The organism is Nonomuraea sp. NPDC050680 (assembly GCF_040654555.1).
Taxonomy (GTDB): domain Bacteria; phylum Actinomycetota; class Actinomycetes; order Streptosporangiales; family Streptosporangiaceae; genus Nonomuraea.
The window spans coordinates 1,120,257-1,135,121 of record NZ_JBFAIF010000001.1 but is presented as its reverse complement, the minus strand read 5'-3'; the positions used below and the strand labels follow the sequence as shown (position 1 = coordinate 1,135,121).

Below are 14,865 nucleotides of genomic sequence, written 5' to 3'. Positions count from 1 at the left end.
ACGAAGGCGCGGGAGGGGGAGAGGGAGGGTCACCACGGCCGGCGCACACGCCGGCCGCACACGAACTGGCATGCCGGACCTCTCTCGGTGCGGTACCGCGGCGTCGGCGTGATCATTACTGACCACCCTAGATTCGGTCAAGGGACTAGGTAGTGGTAAATATCCATCCCATCGGCCCCCTTCTCTCTGAGACAGGTGATGGTCTACCGTCTATGGGAGCGCTCCCAGGTAGCTGCGGCACCGATCGGCACAGGTCAGGTGTGTTCCCGTGAGAGGGTTCGCCGCGACCGCGCACCGGACGCCGAGGTCGCCTGCCGGCGGCGGTACTGGCTCAACAGATCGACGGCTCGACGGCCGATGCGGGCGGGAAGATCGAGCCGGTGGTCACGACCTTTAGCGGATTCCGCCGCCGGATCACCTCGGCGGCATCATGGAGGGGGCCGTCAAGGCATGAGTTTTCTCTGGGGCGCGGCGACGTCCAGCTATCAGATCGAGGGCGCGTTCGCGGAGGACGGCCGGGGGACGTCCATCTGGGACACCTTCAGCCGCATCCCCGGAAATGTGCGCGACGCCGAGAACGGTGACGTGGCCTGCGACCACTACCACCGTTACGCCGACGACGTGCGGCTGATGGCGGGGCTGGGGCTGCGGGCGTACCGGTTCTCCGTCGCGTGGCCGCGGATCGTGCCGGAGCGCGGGGCGGTCAACCACAAGGGCCTCGACTTCTACCGCCGCCTGGTGGACACGCTGCTGGAGCATGGCATCACCCCGTGGCCGACGCTCTATCACTGGGATCTGCCGCAGTACTTGGAGGACGCGGGCGGATGGCCCAACCGGGACACTGCCTATCGGTTCGCGGAATATGCCGACATTGTGCATACGGCGTTGCGTGATCGGGTGGCGAACTGGACGACGTTGAACGAGCCGTGGTGCGCCGGGCTGCTCGGATACGCCAACGGAGAGCATGCGCCGGGACGTCAGGAGCCGTCCGAGGCCGTCAAGGCGGTGCACCACCTGCTACTGGGCCATGGCCTAGCCGTCCCCATCTTGTCCGGAAATATCGGCATCACGTTGAACATGTCGCACGTGACGCCCGCCACGGAGTCGGCGGCGGACACGGATGCCGCCCGCCGGATAGACGGCATCCAGAACCGGCTGTTCATCGACCCGGTGCTGCGCGGCTCCTACCCCGAGGACGTCGTCCGCGACCTGGCGCCCCACAGCGACTTCTCCCACGTCCTGGACGGGGACCTGGCACTCATCTCCCGGAAGATCGACATGCTCGGGGTCAACTACTATTCCCCCGCCCTGGTGGCGGCCGGCGAGCCCGTACCCTCCGGAAGCACACCGTGGATCGGCGCGGAGAACGTCCGCTGGGTGGACGGCGGCCGCAAGCGCACCACGATGAACTGGGAGATCGACGAGAACGGCCTGCTGCGACTCCTCCAGCGGCTGCACACGGACTACCCGGCCATCGACCTCTACATCACCGAGAACGGTGCGGCCTTCTCCGACGAGGTGAGCGAGGACGGCGCGGTGCACGACCCGGACCGCGTCGACTACCTGGAACGTCACATCAACGCCTGCGCCGAGGCGGTGAACCGCGGCGTTCCGCTCAAGGGCTACTTCGCCTGGTCCCTGCTGGACAACTTCGAGTGGGCCCACGGGTACGGGCAGCGGTTCGGCATCGTCCACGTGGACTTCGACACCCAGAAGCGCACCCCGAAGGACTCCGCCCTCTGGTACGCGGCCCGCATCCGGAAGGGCGGCCTGGGGTGAACTGACCGCGAGATGGATTCAGTCGCGTGGGCCGTACTTCTCCGTATAGGTACGGGCGACGCGCAGGAGTTCGGACTCCATCCACTCGGCGGCGGCCAGCGTGCGCGGGAGCAGGTGGCGCTCCGTGGTGGCGGCGCGGAGCAGCAGAGCCGTCGTGATGTCGTGGCCGGGACGGCGGACGAGGGTGATCGGATCGCCCGCGCGGATCTCTCCCGGCGCGATCACCCGTAACAGCGCGCCGGTGCGGCCGACCTCGATGAACCGCTTCATCCAGCCCCGCTCTCCGACCCACCCCGCGAACGTGCGGCAGGGAATCCGGCCGGCGGTCACCTCGACCACGAGGTCGGAGCCCACCTGCCAGCGCTCCCCGATCAGCGCGCCGGTCACGTCCAGCCCGGACGTGGTGAGGTTCTCGCCGAAGGAGCCGTTGGCGAGCGTACGGCCGAGGGCGCGCTCCCAGGCGTCCAGGTCCTCACGCGCGAACGCGTACACCGCCCTGTCACCGCCGCCGTGGAAGCGGCGGTCGCAGACGGCGTCCCCGGCCACGCCGCTGCCCGCCGCGCCCTTGGGGCCGACCGGTGACACCTTTACCGGCCCCGCCACCGGGCGCTTGTCGATGCCCGTCATCCCTCCCGGGGCATCGGTGTAGTCCACGGGCATGGGGCGGCCGACGTTCACCGACAGAAGTCTCATGGTCTCCAAGCTATTACCGATCATTCGACGCGCCCGTTCCGGGCCGGGCAGGCGGAGCGAACACTTTCAGGGCGATCGGTGAAGGAGGGGGACCGATCCACCTACACGTACCTGGGCGAGCGTGCCGTCGCCATCGCCGCGCCTTGGCGTACGGGGGAGCGCTGGTCATTTTCGGCGTTTCGCGGCGATCACCTGGTGAACGTTTCACCGGCCACACCCGAGCTGACCCGCGAAGACCGGGAGGCCCCGAGCCCGCGCCTTGACGCTCCTCTAACGGCCGAGAAGACTCACCGGCGATCCCCTCAAGTGTTAGCGATAACAGCGAGGTGGCACATGGCGCGACCCATCGTCTCTCTGGTGACCGTGCTGGTCGTGGCGGTGGCGGCGGCGATGATCGCCGTCCGTCCAGCCGGTGCGGCGGCGGCCTATCCCCATCAGGCGGCCTATCCCAGTCAGGCGGCCTATCCCAATCCCGGGTACGTGACCGGCAGCATCGGCGTGCACGATCCGGCGGTCGTGAAGACGTCGAGCGGCTACCTCCTGGCCAATACCGGCGACAACATCGCCCTCAAGACGTCCACCGACCGCACGGCCTGGCGGGACGCGGGTGTGGCCTTCCCCGGCGGCGCGTCATGGACGCTGCCGTACACCGGGGGCGGCGCCAGCCTGTGGGCGCCGGACATCTCCCGCCACAACGGCAAGTACTACATGTACTACGCCGCCTCCACGTTCGGCTCCCGCAACTCGGCGATCTTCCTGGCCACCAGTGCCACCGGCGCCTCGGGTACGTGGGCCAACCAGGGCCTGGTCATCTCCACCACCTCATCCAGCAGCTACAACGCGATCGACCCCAACCTGGTCACGGACGCCGCCGGCAACTGGTGGCTGTCCTTCGGCTCGTTCTGGACCGGCATCAAGCTGATCCCGCTCAACTCCTCGACCGGGCTGCGTAGCGGGACCGCGCTCTACTCGATCGCGCAGCGCACCGGCAGCAGTACGGCCGTGGAGGCGCCGTTCATCTTCCGGCACGGGTCGTACTACTACCTGTGGGTCTCGTTCGACCTGTGCTGCCGGGGCGCGTCCAGTACGTACCGGATCATGGTCGGCCGGTCGACCAGCGTCACCGGCCCGTACGTGGACCGCAACGGCACCGCCATGACCTCCGGCGGCGGCACGCAGGTCCTCGCCGGGCACGGCAGCGTCCACGGGCCGGGGCATCAGGCGGTGATCACGGACAGTGACGCCGACGTCCTCTTCTACCACTATTACGCCGACAACGGCGCCTCGCTGCTGGGCATCAACCTCATCGCCTACGACAGCGCCGGCTGGCCCTACGTCTACTGATCGTTCGAGATGACCGAAGTCCCCCAAAAGGAGTCGGCATGCTTCCCCCGCGAAGGCGCTCCATCTCTCTCGTGATCGCCGTGGTCCTCGCCCTGACCGGGACCATGAACCTCGGCACCGCCTCAGCCGCCGCGGCCAGGCAGGTGGAGAACCTGGATCGCGGCCTGATCAGCGTCCATTCCGGCAGCGGCAACCTGGTGTCGTGGCGGCTGCTCGGCAGCGAGAGCATGAGCACGGGATTCAACCTCTACCGCGGTACGACCCTGCTGACCTCGTCGCCCATCACGAGTTCGACGAACTACCTGGACTCCGGCGCCGCGGCGACTTCCGCGTACACCGTGCGCGCGGTGGTCGGCGGCGTGGAGCAGGCGCCCTCCGCGGCGGCGACGCAGTTCGCCGACGGGTACCTGGACGTCCCGATCCAGCGGCCCGCCGGCGGCACCACGCCTGACGGGGTCGCCTACACCTACAGCGCGAACGACGCGAGCGTGGGCGATCTGGACGGTGACGGCCGCTACGAGTTCGTGCTCAAGTGGGATCCGTCCAACGCCAAGGACAACTCCCAGTCCGGCTACACAGGGAATGTGTACGTGGACGCGTACAGGCTGAACGGGACCCGGCTGTGGCGCATCGACCTGGGCCGCAACATTCGCGCAGGGGCGCACTACACCCAGTTCCAGGTCTACGACTACGACGGCGACGGCAGGGCCGAGGTCGCGATGAAGACCGCCGACGGGAGCGTGGACGGCACCGGCAGGGTCATCGGTTCCGCGTCCGCCGACTACCGGAACTCCTCCGGCTACGTCCTGTCCGGGCCCGAATTCCTGACCATGTTCAACGGCCAGACCGGGGCGGCCATGTCCACCGTCAACTACAACCCGCCGCGCGGGACCGTGTCCAGCTGGGGCGACTCCTACGGCAACCGGGTCGACCGGTTCCTGGCCGGGACGGCCTACCTGGACGGGCAGCGGCCCAGCCTGATCATGGCGCGGGGCTATTACACGCGGACGGTGATCGCCGCGTGGGACTTCCGCAACGGAGCGTTGACCCAGCGATGGACGTTCGACTCCAACGTGTCCGGCTCCCAGTACGAGGGGCAGGGCAACCACCAGTTGTCGATCGCGGACACCGACGCCGACGGCAAGGATGAGATCATCTACGGCTCGGAGGCGATCGACGACAACGGCGGCCCGCTGTGGAACACCCGGCTGTTCCACGGTGACGCGCTGCACGTCGGCGACCTGATCCCGGCCCGCTCCGGCCTGGAGGTGTTCAAGCCGCACGAGAACACCAACCAGCCGGCCACCTCGATGGTCGACGCCCGAACCGGCGCCGTCATCTGGACGAACCCCTCCTGCGGGTGCGACAACGGGCGCGGCGTGTCCGACGACGTGTACGCGGGCAGCGCGGGCGCCGAATCGTGGTCGGCGGCCGTCTCCGGGCTGTTCAACACCTCCGGCGCGAACATCGGCCGCAAGCCCGGCTCGACCAACTTCCTCGTCTGGTGGGACGCCGACCCGGTCCGCGAGCTGCTCGATGGCACGCACATCGACAAGTACGGCACCAGCGCCGACACCCGCCTGCTCACCGGTTCGGGCGTGCATGCCAACAACGGCACCAAGTCGACCCCGTCCCTGTCGGCCGACCTGTTCGGCGACTGGCGCGAGGAGGTTGTCTGGCCGACGACCTCGGAGACGGCGCTGCGGATCTACAGCACGCCCACCGTGACGACCCGGCGGCTGTGGACCCTGATGCACGACCCGCAGTACCGGGTGGCGATCGCCTGGCAGAACACCGCCTACAACCAGCCGCCGCACCCGAGCTACTTCATCGGGAACGGCATGCCCACCCCGGCACAGCCGAACGTCTACGTGCGCTAGATCCTCATGACGGTTCGGGCGGCAACCGCTGGGCCGCCGTCCGCTGCCGGTCGACCCGGTCCGCAACCTCAGTCAGGCGTGCGCAAATGTGCTCGAGCCTCTCATGGGCGTGATTTCGCTCCGCGATGATCGCTGCCAGCAGCAGGGCGGTCAGCGACGCGGCCCCGTTGAACGCTTGAAGTGTGACCATGTTGAGGAAGAGGCCGTGCTTGGCGAACGGGCCGACACCTTGCGCGGCCGCGACGATCGCGACCGTCGACACGATCAGCGCGCATGCCGCGGCGCCCGCCAACTGGAAACGCAGGGCGGCCCAGATCAGGAACGGGAAGACGAGGAAGAGCAGGTTGATGGAGCTCACCGTCGCCACCAACGTGACGAGGAGCGTGCCCGCGGCCAAGGCCACAGCCTCGCCCCAACGGGACAGACGAGCCTCCCACGGTGGTCGGGACGTGCGCAGCACCAGCAAAATGGGGGTGATCACGAGCACGCCCATCGCGTCGCCCGTCCACCACACCGACCACGTCGGCCAGAAGTCACCGCTTCGCAGCGTGCCGGCGAGCAGGAGCACACCGCTGCCCACCGTCGCGCTGATCAGCATCGCGGTCAAGGCACCGAGGAACACCAGCGCCATCGCGTCCCGCAACCGATCCAGCTCGATGCAGAAACGCACGCGAACGAGCAGGAGGTAAGCGCACACCGGAGCGAAGGTGTTCCCCACGGAGATCGCCACGACCGCGGGCAACGACGGCCCGAGCGATATGTTGACCAGGAGCGCACCGAGAGTGATCCCCGGCCAGACTCCGATGCCCATAAGAAGGAGACAGGCCAGCGCGATGCCTGTCGGGGGCCAGAGCGGCGTGACCTGCCCGGCGACCAGCTCCTGCATCAACCCCACCTTGGCAGCCGCGAAATAGGCGCCTGCGACGGCCAGGATCCGCAAGCCGTTCACGGCATGTGAGCGGGGCCAATTGTTGTTCAGCACAACAGCCTCCATCATGCTCCTGGCCTGGCTCATCGCTCCGGGCACCGTACATGGCCGGCCAAGCGGACGTGGGAACGGCGGGTTCTGCCGCCACCCGCGGTGGACAGTCGGGCCCGAGCGGTCCCCCTCCGCCGCCTCACTCCCTCTCACCTGCGGAAACTGCCCCTATGACATTCTGCTACGTGATGAGCCCGCGGTCACCGGCCGCTGGACGGGCTTCTCGCGCACGCGAGCCGCGGCCCGAGCCCGCCGGGGTTTCAGGCGCGAGCGGGGCTGCAACTTCCGCGGCAGCCAAGGTAAACCCCAGGTAGATGCGTAACGGGCGGTCGCGGAGTTAGCGTGGCGGATGCCCATCAGCGCCGCATCGCTCGTCCGGCGAGTGTCCGCGGTCAACCCCCTGCTCCTCGACGGCGCCCTGGCCCTGGCGCTGGTCGTCGGGACCTGGCTGTGGGAGATGTCCGACCCGGGCAAGGGGCGGCCCCCGGACACGCTGTCGCTGTCCCTGACTCTGCTGGTGAACGCGCCGGTGGCACTGCGCAGGCGGGCGCCCGTCGCCGTCCTGGTGGTCTCCACCGGGGCGGCGCTGGTCTACCACATGCTGGGCTACCACCTCGGGCTCAACAGCATGGGGCCGCTGGTGACGCTCTACACCGTCGCCGCCCACCGGTCCTGGGCGTTCACCCTGGCCGGGGCGGCGCTGGTCGTGGCGGAGTGGACGCAGGCGTCGGTCCGCCAGCCCGACGTCGCGCTGTGGTCGGCGTTCGGGCAGTCGCTCCTGGTGGCGGCCTATGCCGTGGGCGCGGGTACGAGCATGCGGTTGCTGGCCGAACGTACCCGGCAACTCGCCGTGCTGGCCGACCAGCTCCACCGAGAGCAGGACGCCGCCGCCAGCCGCGCCGTCACCCACGAACGGGTACGGATCGCCCGCGAGCTGCACGACGTCGTCGCCCATCACATGTCGGTGATCTCCGTACAGGCGGGGCTCGGCCGCTACGTCGCCCTGTCCGACCCGGCCACCGCGCACGCCACGCTGGGGGTCATCGCCGACACCAGCCACGAGGCGCTGGCCGAGATGCGGCGGCTGCTGTCGATCCTGCGGATCGAGGCCGACGACGAGGACGAAGGGCTCTACACCACGGCCCCCGGACTGCAGAGCCTCCAACCCCTGGCGGAGCGGATCCGCGCGGCCGGTCTGCCGCTCACGGTGATCGTCGAGGGCGAGGCCAGACCGCTGCCGCCCGGCCTGGACATGTGCGCCTACCGCATCGTCCAGGAGTCCCTGACCAACGTGCTGAAGCACGCCGGTCGCGCCCGGGTGGAGATCCGGGTGACCTACGGCCCCGCCACGCTGGCTCTTCGCGTGACCAACGACGGCGCCGCGGCCACCGGGAGCTCCCGTTCTCGTGGCCACGGATTGATCGGCATGACCGAACGTGTCAGGCTTTATCAGGGAACGATCAACGCAGGGCCGCTGCCGCTGGGCGGATTCGAGGTGCTGGCGATCTTCCCGCTGTCCCCGTCCGACGATCAGCCTCAAGAAGCGAGCTCATGATCAGAGTGCTCGTGGTCGACGATCAGGTGCTCATTCGTGCCGGTCTGGGCGCGCTGCTGCGCGCGGCGGGACTGGAGGTGGTGGGCGAGGCCGCCGACGGGGAAGAGGCGGTGCGCCTGGCCGCCGCGGTCAAGCCCGAGGTGATCCTGATGGACATCCGGATGCCGGGCATCAACGGCATCACGGCCACCGAGCGGATCCTGGCCGCCGCCGAGGGAGCGCCGCCCAAGGTGCTCATCCTCACCACGTTCGACCTGGACGAGTACGTCTTCAACGCGCTGCGGCTGGGCGCCAGTGGCTTCCTGCTCAAGGACACGCCGCCCGAACGCCTGATCGCCGCCATCCACACGATCGTCTCCGGTGACATCCTGCTGGCCCCGGTCGCCACCAAGCGGCTGATCGAGGCGTTCGTCGACCCGCCGCCGGCCGTCGAGACCCCGCCACCGGCCCTCGACCGCCTGACCAGCCGCGAGACCGAGGTGCTCGGCCTGGTGGGTCACGCCCTGTCCAACAAGGAGATCGCCGAGCGGCTGTCGGTGAGCGAGGGCACCGTCAAGACCCACCTCAACCGCCTGATGGCCAAGCTGGGCCTGACCAGCCGCGCCCAGGTGATCGTCCTGTCCTACGACTGCGGCCTGGTCAGACCAGCATCCCGGTAGCCTGTTCGACGAGCCCGCTCTTGACCGAGCTCGGCACGGGGAAGGAGACCGAGTCCATGAAGATCGCCGTTGACGACCTCTCCGGTCCGGAGATCGCCGCGTTCCTCGAGGAGCATCTCCAGCAGATGCGGTCGATCACGCCTCTGGAGAGCAAGCACGCCCTCGACCTCGACGCGCTCCGCACGCCCGAGGTGACCTTCTGGACGGCCGTCGACGGAGACACCCTGGTCGGCTGTGGCGCGATCAAGCGGCTGGACGCGGACCACGCCGAGGTGAAGTCGATGCGCACCCGGCCGGTGCGCCAGCGCAGCGGGGTGGCCTCCCTGCTGCTGGGGCACATCATCGCCGAGGCCACACGTATGGGCTTCGCCCGGCTCAGCCTTGAGACCGGCTCCGACGAGTTCTTCCTACCGGCCAGGAAGCTGTATGAGAAGTTCGGGTTCGCCTACTGCGAGCCGTTCGCGGACTACCGCCCCGACCCGCACAGCGCGTTCATGACAAGAGCGCTGTAGGAATCCCATCGGATGACTCCGCCGATGCTGTCGCGGACACTATGGACCGGCCCCGCGACGATCGCCGCGGGGCCGGCTCCACCGGTCGCCGTCTAGCTGGGGATCGGGTACGGGAACGCGCTCGTCACGCCGATCTTGTCGTACTCCATCTTCGAGGTGTCGAAGCCGTCCGCCCAGTTGGCGTTGGTGACCTCGTTGCACTTGTAGGCCTGGTACTTGTCGTCGCTGACCTTGCCCACCTCGACGTTGGAGATGGCGAAGCCGCATCCTCCCGCGTCCATGTGCACGCCACGGGTGCCGGAGTCCGGCATCTGGCCGGCGGGGTCGTTGATGACGTCGCCGATCACCATCTGCGTGACGTAGTTGTCGATCGGGTGCGGTTCGACGTTGTGCACACCATAGGTGTAGAAGGCGCCCATGTCGCCGCTGTCGAGGCCGGTCTCCTCCAGGCGGATGTAGGAGAACTTGTTGTTGCGGGCGTAGTTGTCCGCGTTCTTGATCTCGGGGCGGACCTCCAGGCTGATGCCGTAGCGGGCGCTGTGCTTGACCACGATGTTGCTGACGGTGTTGTTGCCCGTGCTCATCAGCTCGATGCCGGCCGCGTCGCCGGGGACCAGCTCGCCGACATGGGAGATGTAGTTATTCGTGATCGTGTGATGTCCGGAGATGTCACCTTCGCCGGGGTAGCCGCCCTCCACCTTGATGCCGTCGCCGCCGAGGTTGTCCAGCAGGCTGTCCGACACCTTGACCCGCTCGTTGGCGAAGAGCAGAAAGACGCCCGTGAACCCGCTGTCGGACAGGTGCAGTCGGGTCAGGTCGATGTCGCGGGAGTTCGTCACGGTGATCATGCCGAACCTGTTACGCGGCATCTCGATCTGCCGGTCGTAGATCGGGTACTTGTGCTCATAGCCGGAGTCGCCCGGGGCGTTCCAGCCATAGCGGTACCAGTCGACGAAGTCGGAGTACTGCAGCTGCAGCCCGTCGAAGGCGAGGTTCTGGACCCGTCGATCGGGGGAGGACCCGGCCAGCGAGATGATCGTCTTGACGGTGGGCGCCATGACCTTGTCGATCGAGCCCTTCGGCCAGTAATAGACCTCGCTGTTGGCGAAGTCGAAGTAGTACTCGCCCGGCTGGTCCAGGAAGCGCAGCGTGTTCTGCAGGAAGTAGCGCGAGCCGCTGCGGCTGTTGACGAGGGTGAAGCGGGCGTCGTTGTTCAGCGTGAAGAAGTTCTTGCGGAAGTCGGCCCCGCCGAGCGGGATGGTGTCGCTGAACCAGCTCCACGATCCGCCGGACCAGACGACCATCTGGGCGTTCTTGTCGAAGTCGGCGTCCCACTCCTTCGGGATGTCCTTGGGGTCGAAGAAGAGCCAGTTGTGCACGGCCTGGTATTCCGCTTCGGGCGTCACCGAGAACAGGTACGGCGACCACAGGTCGTCGCTGGTCCTGTTCGGATAGCGGGCGGTGGTGGCGCGCTTGCCGTCCTCGAAGAGGGTGTAGAAGTTGCGGTCGACCTTGGTCTTGTAGATGGTGTCGTTGTACTTCTGCCAGCCGGTCAGCGGCTTGGCCCCGAGCAGCCTGGCCTTGCCGGGGCCGTCGGCGCTGCGGTAGGTGATCTTGTGGCCGTTCTCGCCGGAGTCGGCCTCGGTGAAGGTGATCGTCTTGTCGACGACGTAGTCACCGGTCTTGACGTTGACCACGATGTCGCACTTCTGCTGCTTCTTCATGGCCCGCAGCTGGTCGCGGGCCTGCTCGATGGACTTCCACGGACGCTGGGCGCTGCCGTCGGCCCGGTCGCCGCCCGTGGGGGAGACGTAGTAGTCGCACGTGGCCTTCTCCGCCGCCGCCGGTGCGGTCAGGCCGCCCAGCAGTAAAACGATCGCACCCAAGGACCTGAGGATCACTGGCTCTCCTTTGCTTCCCGCCACTGCTCGTACTCGGCGCGGGTTTGGGGGGTTAGGGGGTAGTAGTCCGACAGGGCGCCGCCGTCCTCGATGCGGGCGCGGCTGTAGCGCTCCCACTGCTCGTGTTCGGCGGCGGCTTCGATCACCGACTCGGCCCGGCGGCGCGGCACCACCACGGCGCCGTCGTCGTCGGCGACGAGCAGGTCCCCGGGGAGCGCGAGCGCCCCGCCGACGGCGACCGGCACGTCATAGGCCCACGGGAACAGCTCCGCCTGCGAGGCGTAGTGCGGGGTGGCGCCCGTGGACCAGATCGGTACGTCCAGCTCGGCGACCCGGGGCAGGTCCCTGATGCGGCCGTCCACGACGATGCCCGCGCCGCCCTTGCCCTTGAAGTAGCGCACCAGCATGTCGCCGAAGCAGCCGGTGTAGGCGCTGCCGTACGCCTGGACGACGAGCACGTCGCCAGGCCGCACCTCCTCCAGGACCGCCCACAGCGCGGTGTGCCGCTCGACGTACTCCTGGCCGAGGCCCGAAGCGATGTCCTCGCGCTGCGGCATGAACTGCAGCGTCCGGACCCGGCCGGCGATCTTCTGTCCCGGCGCCAGCGGAAGCGGTCCCTCGACGAAGGTCCGCCGGATGCCCTGGGCGTGCAGTTTCGCGCAGGCGGTGGCCGAGCTGATCCGGGACAGCCCGGCCACGAGGGCGGGATCGGGTTCGGCGGGCAGCGGCCCGCGAACGGGAAGGTCCCAGATGGGGTCGTCCATGAAACTCCTTGGTAGGACTCGGTAGTAGGGCTCGGTGCGGCTCGAGGTAGGGCTCAGGCTCGGTGCGGCTCGGGGTAGGGGTCAGGCTCGGTGCGGCCCGAGGTGCGGGTCAGTAGTGCTGGTGCGACGGGGTACGGACGCGCGCGCTCGTGTGCAGATCGAGCCGGATGCGGCGGCCGGGCGGCAGCTCCACGAGCAGCCGCGGACCGCCCACCGCCACCTCCCGCTCGGCGTCAGCGATCGGGGGAGCGGTGTAGGAGCGCGGATCGCCCGGGTAGCCGGGCTCGGCCCCGGTCACCACCGCCCGGTCGATGTCGTGCTCGCCGAACGCCCCCGCCTGCACCACGACCCGGCGGGTCCGGCTCAGCCCGAGGTTCACCAGCTCGACGCGGACGCCGTCGGGCCGTACGGAGTCGACCAGCGCGGCCACGTCGGCGGGCAGGCCGGGGCGGTGGCGGTCGGCGTCGAAGTAGGCCAGCCGGGTCGGCAGCAGCCCGCCGTTGTAGAGGACCTGCGGCGTGCCCGTGACCAGCTGCAGCAGCGCCTCGGTGAGCACCGGGTTGAGCCGCTGCCAATGGTGCACGTGGACGGTGGCCAGGTCCGCCTGGTCGGCGTCGATGAGCGCCATCCGCCGCTGCACCTGGCCGAGCGCGGTGGCCAGCATGGCCTCGGGGAAGCCGGGGTTGGCGCCGCGCAGGTACTCCAGCCAGGGCGCCTCGTGCCCGGCCTCCTCCTTGTTGCGGAAGGCCCGTACCGTGGTCCAGTCGTAGCCCGAGGCCGCCCGCAGCCGGTTCAGCCGGTCGGCGTCCTCGGTGGACCGGCTCGCCTGCCACAGCCAGACGGGCAGGCCGAGCTGTGGCGGCTGGAAGTCGAACCAGCCGCCGTCGTCGTGCCGGTTGGGCACCAGCATGGTGGGCTGCCCGGCCTCCTCGCCCAGCTCGGCCAGCCACCGGTCGCTGGTGCTCATCTCCGTGCCGGTCACGCTCGCCTGCCTGGCGTGGGCGTACACGCTCTCCAGGGGGTCGCGGCCGATGGCGAGAGTGGCGTCGTCGCCGGTCAGCAGGTGGGCGTTGATCGCGGCGACGGCCGCGGCGGCGCCCACGCTGTAGAGGCCGTGCGGCCACTGCCAGCCGTAGTTGCCGCCGTACCACCGGCCGCCGTGCAGCTCGCCGACCTTGCCCGACGGGCCGACATTGTCGGGGAGCACGCCGTCGTTGGCGGTGGCCCGCTCCTGCCAGGCGCCGATGTAGCGCAGCGCCCAGTCCCGGTAGCGGTCGTCGCCGTCGTACAGCCAGGCGTTGACGGCCAGGCTGGTGGCGGCCAGGTTGACCGCCACGTCGCCGCGGCCGATCCGCTCGCTCATCGCGGCGCCCATGCGGGCGGCGTTGGCGGGGTCGGCCAGGTCCGCCCAGGTCGTGATCCCCGGCAGGTCGCGCAGCGGCAGGCCGTACGGTCGCATGCTGGTCAGGCCCGCGTGGTAGGAGGCCCACTCCCGCTGCAGGCCGTAGCGGGGGCCGGCGGCGCCGTTGTGCGGGGCGCGGATGAGGTCGAGGTCGGCGTCGTAGTTGGCCGAGCCGGGCAGGTAGAGCTCGGCGAAGCGGCGGGCCCGCGCGCGGAAGCGCTCGTCGCGCGGGTCGGCGGCGCAGATGCCGTAGAACAGCAGCAGTGACTCGCCCTGGTGGAACCAGTCGTAGCCGCGCTCGAACTCCTCCACCAGGTAGCCGAGCTCGGTGAGCTGCGTGGTCACGCCCTCCCAGTGGTGCTTGGCCGCGTCGAGCAGGTCGTCGGCGCCGCCGAGCTGGTAGAGCGCCGGCCAGTTGAAGAACGCCTCGTAAAAGTCGTCGGCGCCGTCCCGGTCCTCGGTGGTGCCGTGGTAGATGAGCCGCCCGTCGGGCCCGCAGTAGCGGGCGGCGAAGGCCCGCCACGCCTCGTCGAGGGCGTCGAACAGCCGGCGTTCGAGCACCGCCCAGGCGGGCGGCGCGCCAAGAGGGACAGTCGCGGTGATCTCCCGCATGTCAACCTTTCGTGGCCCCGGCGGTGAGGCCGCTGATGATGTGCCGTTGCATGAAGACGAAGAAGACCAGCAGGGGGGCGATGGCCAGCAGCAGCGTCGGGAAGACCACCGTGTAGTCGGTGGAGTACTGGCTGACGGCGGCGTAGACGCCGGTGGTCACCGTGTACAGGCCGCTGCCGGGACCCAGGATGATCTGCGGGTTCACGAAGTCGTTCCACACCGAGAAGGTGTTGAGGATGACCATCGTGGCGACCGCGGGCCGCATGAGGGGGAAGACGATCTGCCAGAACGTCCGCAGCCGTCCGGCTCCGTCCACGGCCGCCGCCTGGTCGAGCACGGCCGGGACGGTGGCGATGTAACCCGCGTACAGGAAGATCGAGAACGGTAGCGTCAGCACGGTCTCGAACAGCACGAAGCCGCGGATCGTCCCCATCAGCCCGAGCGTCTTGAGCACGTAGACCACCGGGATGACCAGCACCTGACCCGGGATGAACGTCCCGGCCAGGAAGAACAGCATCAGCGCCCGGAAGCGGCGCTTCGGGCTGCGCGCGATCACGTAGGCCGCGGGCGCGGCCAGCACCACCGAGAGCAGGTTGACCGCGACCACGAACAGCAGCGTGACCGCGTACCCCTTGACCACGTTGAACTGCGGGTTCGTCAGCGCCCTGCCCAGGGGCTCCAGCGTGAGGCTCCCCAGGCCGAACGGGTTGGCCAGGATGTCCTGCTGGCCCTTGAACGCGTTGACGGTCAGTACGTACAGGGGGATGAGCATAAAGGCGACCGTC

At 69.0% G+C, this 14,865-nt stretch carries 12 protein-coding genes; 6 read left to right on the top strand and 6 right to left on the bottom strand.

The features are described from left to right. Positions 1–450 precede the first annotated feature (450 nt). Positions 451–1,779: a GH1 family beta-glucosidase gene (locus AB0H88_RS05210; RefSeq protein ID WP_357641449.1), complete on the top strand. Its 1,329-nt coding sequence runs from the start codon at positions 451–453 to the stop codon at positions 1,777–1,779. An 18-nt stretch (positions 1,780–1,797) separates the two neighbouring features. Here AB0H88_RS05210 and AB0H88_RS05205 read toward each other — a convergent pair whose 3' ends face one another. Beyond that, complete coding sequence (locus tag AB0H88_RS05205) at positions 1,798–2,472, bottom strand: MOSC domain-containing protein (protein WP_357641448.1); 675 nt, start codon at positions 2,470–2,472, stop codon at positions 1,798–1,800. Between the two features lie 333 nt (positions 2,473–2,805). On the opposite strand from AB0H88_RS05205, the gene AB0H88_RS05200 reads away from it, so the two are divergent. Both AB0H88_RS05200 and AB0H88_RS05195 read left to right on the top strand, forming a co-directional pair. After that, on the top strand, positions 2,806–3,816 hold the full coding sequence (locus tag AB0H88_RS05200) for an arabinan endo-1,5-alpha-L-arabinosidase (protein ID WP_357641446.1): 1,011 nt from the start codon (positions 2,806–2,808) through the stop codon (positions 3,814–3,816). A 38-nt stretch (positions 3,817–3,854) separates the two neighbouring features. Beyond that, entirely contained in the window at positions 3,855–5,696 is a 1,842-nt protein-coding gene (locus AB0H88_RS05195) for a rhamnogalacturonan lyase (RefSeq protein WP_357641444.1), read from the top strand. Positions 5,697–5,700: 4 nt separating this feature from the next. Here AB0H88_RS05195 and AB0H88_RS05190 read toward each other — a convergent pair whose 3' ends face one another. After that, on the bottom strand, positions 5,701–6,678 hold the full coding sequence (locus AB0H88_RS05190) for an MASE1 domain-containing protein (protein ID WP_357641442.1): 978 nt from the start codon (positions 6,676–6,678) through the stop codon (positions 5,701–5,703). Between the two features lie 346 nt (positions 6,679–7,024). Here AB0H88_RS05190 and AB0H88_RS05185 point away from each other — a divergent pair, with 346 nt between their 5' ends. From AB0H88_RS05185 to AB0H88_RS05175, 3 genes are read left to right on the top strand one after another with little or no spacing between them, the layout of a single operon-like run. Continuing rightward, on the top strand, positions 7,025–8,230 hold the full coding sequence (locus AB0H88_RS05185; protein ID WP_357641440.1) for a histidine kinase: 1,206 nt from the start codon (positions 7,025–7,027) through the stop codon (positions 8,228–8,230). Continuing rightward, positions 8,227–8,889 carry a response regulator transcription factor gene (locus tag AB0H88_RS05180; protein ID WP_357641438.1) on the top strand — a complete coding sequence of 221 codons (663 nt, stop codon included), beginning with the start codon at positions 8,227–8,229 and terminating at the stop codon, positions 8,887–8,889. Before AB0H88_RS05185 ends, AB0H88_RS05180 begins: the two co-directional genes overlap by 4 nt. A 56-nt stretch (positions 8,890–8,945) precedes the next feature. Then, complete coding sequence (locus AB0H88_RS05175) at positions 8,946–9,401, top strand: GNAT family N-acetyltransferase (RefSeq protein WP_357641436.1); 456 nt, start codon at positions 8,946–8,948, stop codon at positions 9,399–9,401. Positions 9,402–9,493: 92 nt separating this feature from the next. Here the strand turns inward: AB0H88_RS05175 and AB0H88_RS05170 are convergent, their stop codons facing one another. The 4 genes from AB0H88_RS05170 to AB0H88_RS05155 all read right to left on the bottom strand — a co-directional run bounded on the left by AB0H88_RS05170 (position 9,494) and on the right by AB0H88_RS05155 (position 14,852). Next, positions 9,494–11,302: a right-handed parallel beta-helix repeat-containing protein gene (locus AB0H88_RS05170; protein ID WP_357641434.1), complete on the bottom strand. Its 1,809-nt coding sequence runs from the start codon at positions 11,300–11,302 to the stop codon at positions 9,494–9,496. Next, on the bottom strand, positions 11,299–12,066 hold the full coding sequence (locus AB0H88_RS05165) for a hypothetical protein (RefSeq protein WP_357641432.1): 768 nt from the start codon (positions 12,064–12,066) through the stop codon (positions 11,299–11,301). The genes AB0H88_RS05170 and AB0H88_RS05165 overlap by 4 nt, the downstream gene beginning before the upstream one ends. A 109-nt stretch (positions 12,067–12,175) precedes the next feature. Further along, the gene (locus AB0H88_RS05160) at positions 12,176–14,080 is read right to left on the bottom strand and encodes a hypothetical protein (RefSeq protein WP_357641430.1); all 1,905 of its coding nucleotides are present in this window, start codon (positions 14,078–14,080) and stop codon (positions 12,176–12,178) included. A gap of 1 nt (position 14,081) precedes the next feature. Next, positions 14,082–14,852 carry a carbohydrate ABC transporter permease gene (locus tag AB0H88_RS05155; RefSeq protein ID WP_357641428.1) on the bottom strand — a complete coding sequence of 257 codons (771 nt, stop codon included), beginning with the start codon at positions 14,850–14,852 and terminating at the stop codon, positions 14,082–14,084. Positions 14,853–14,865 lie beyond the last annotated feature (13 nt).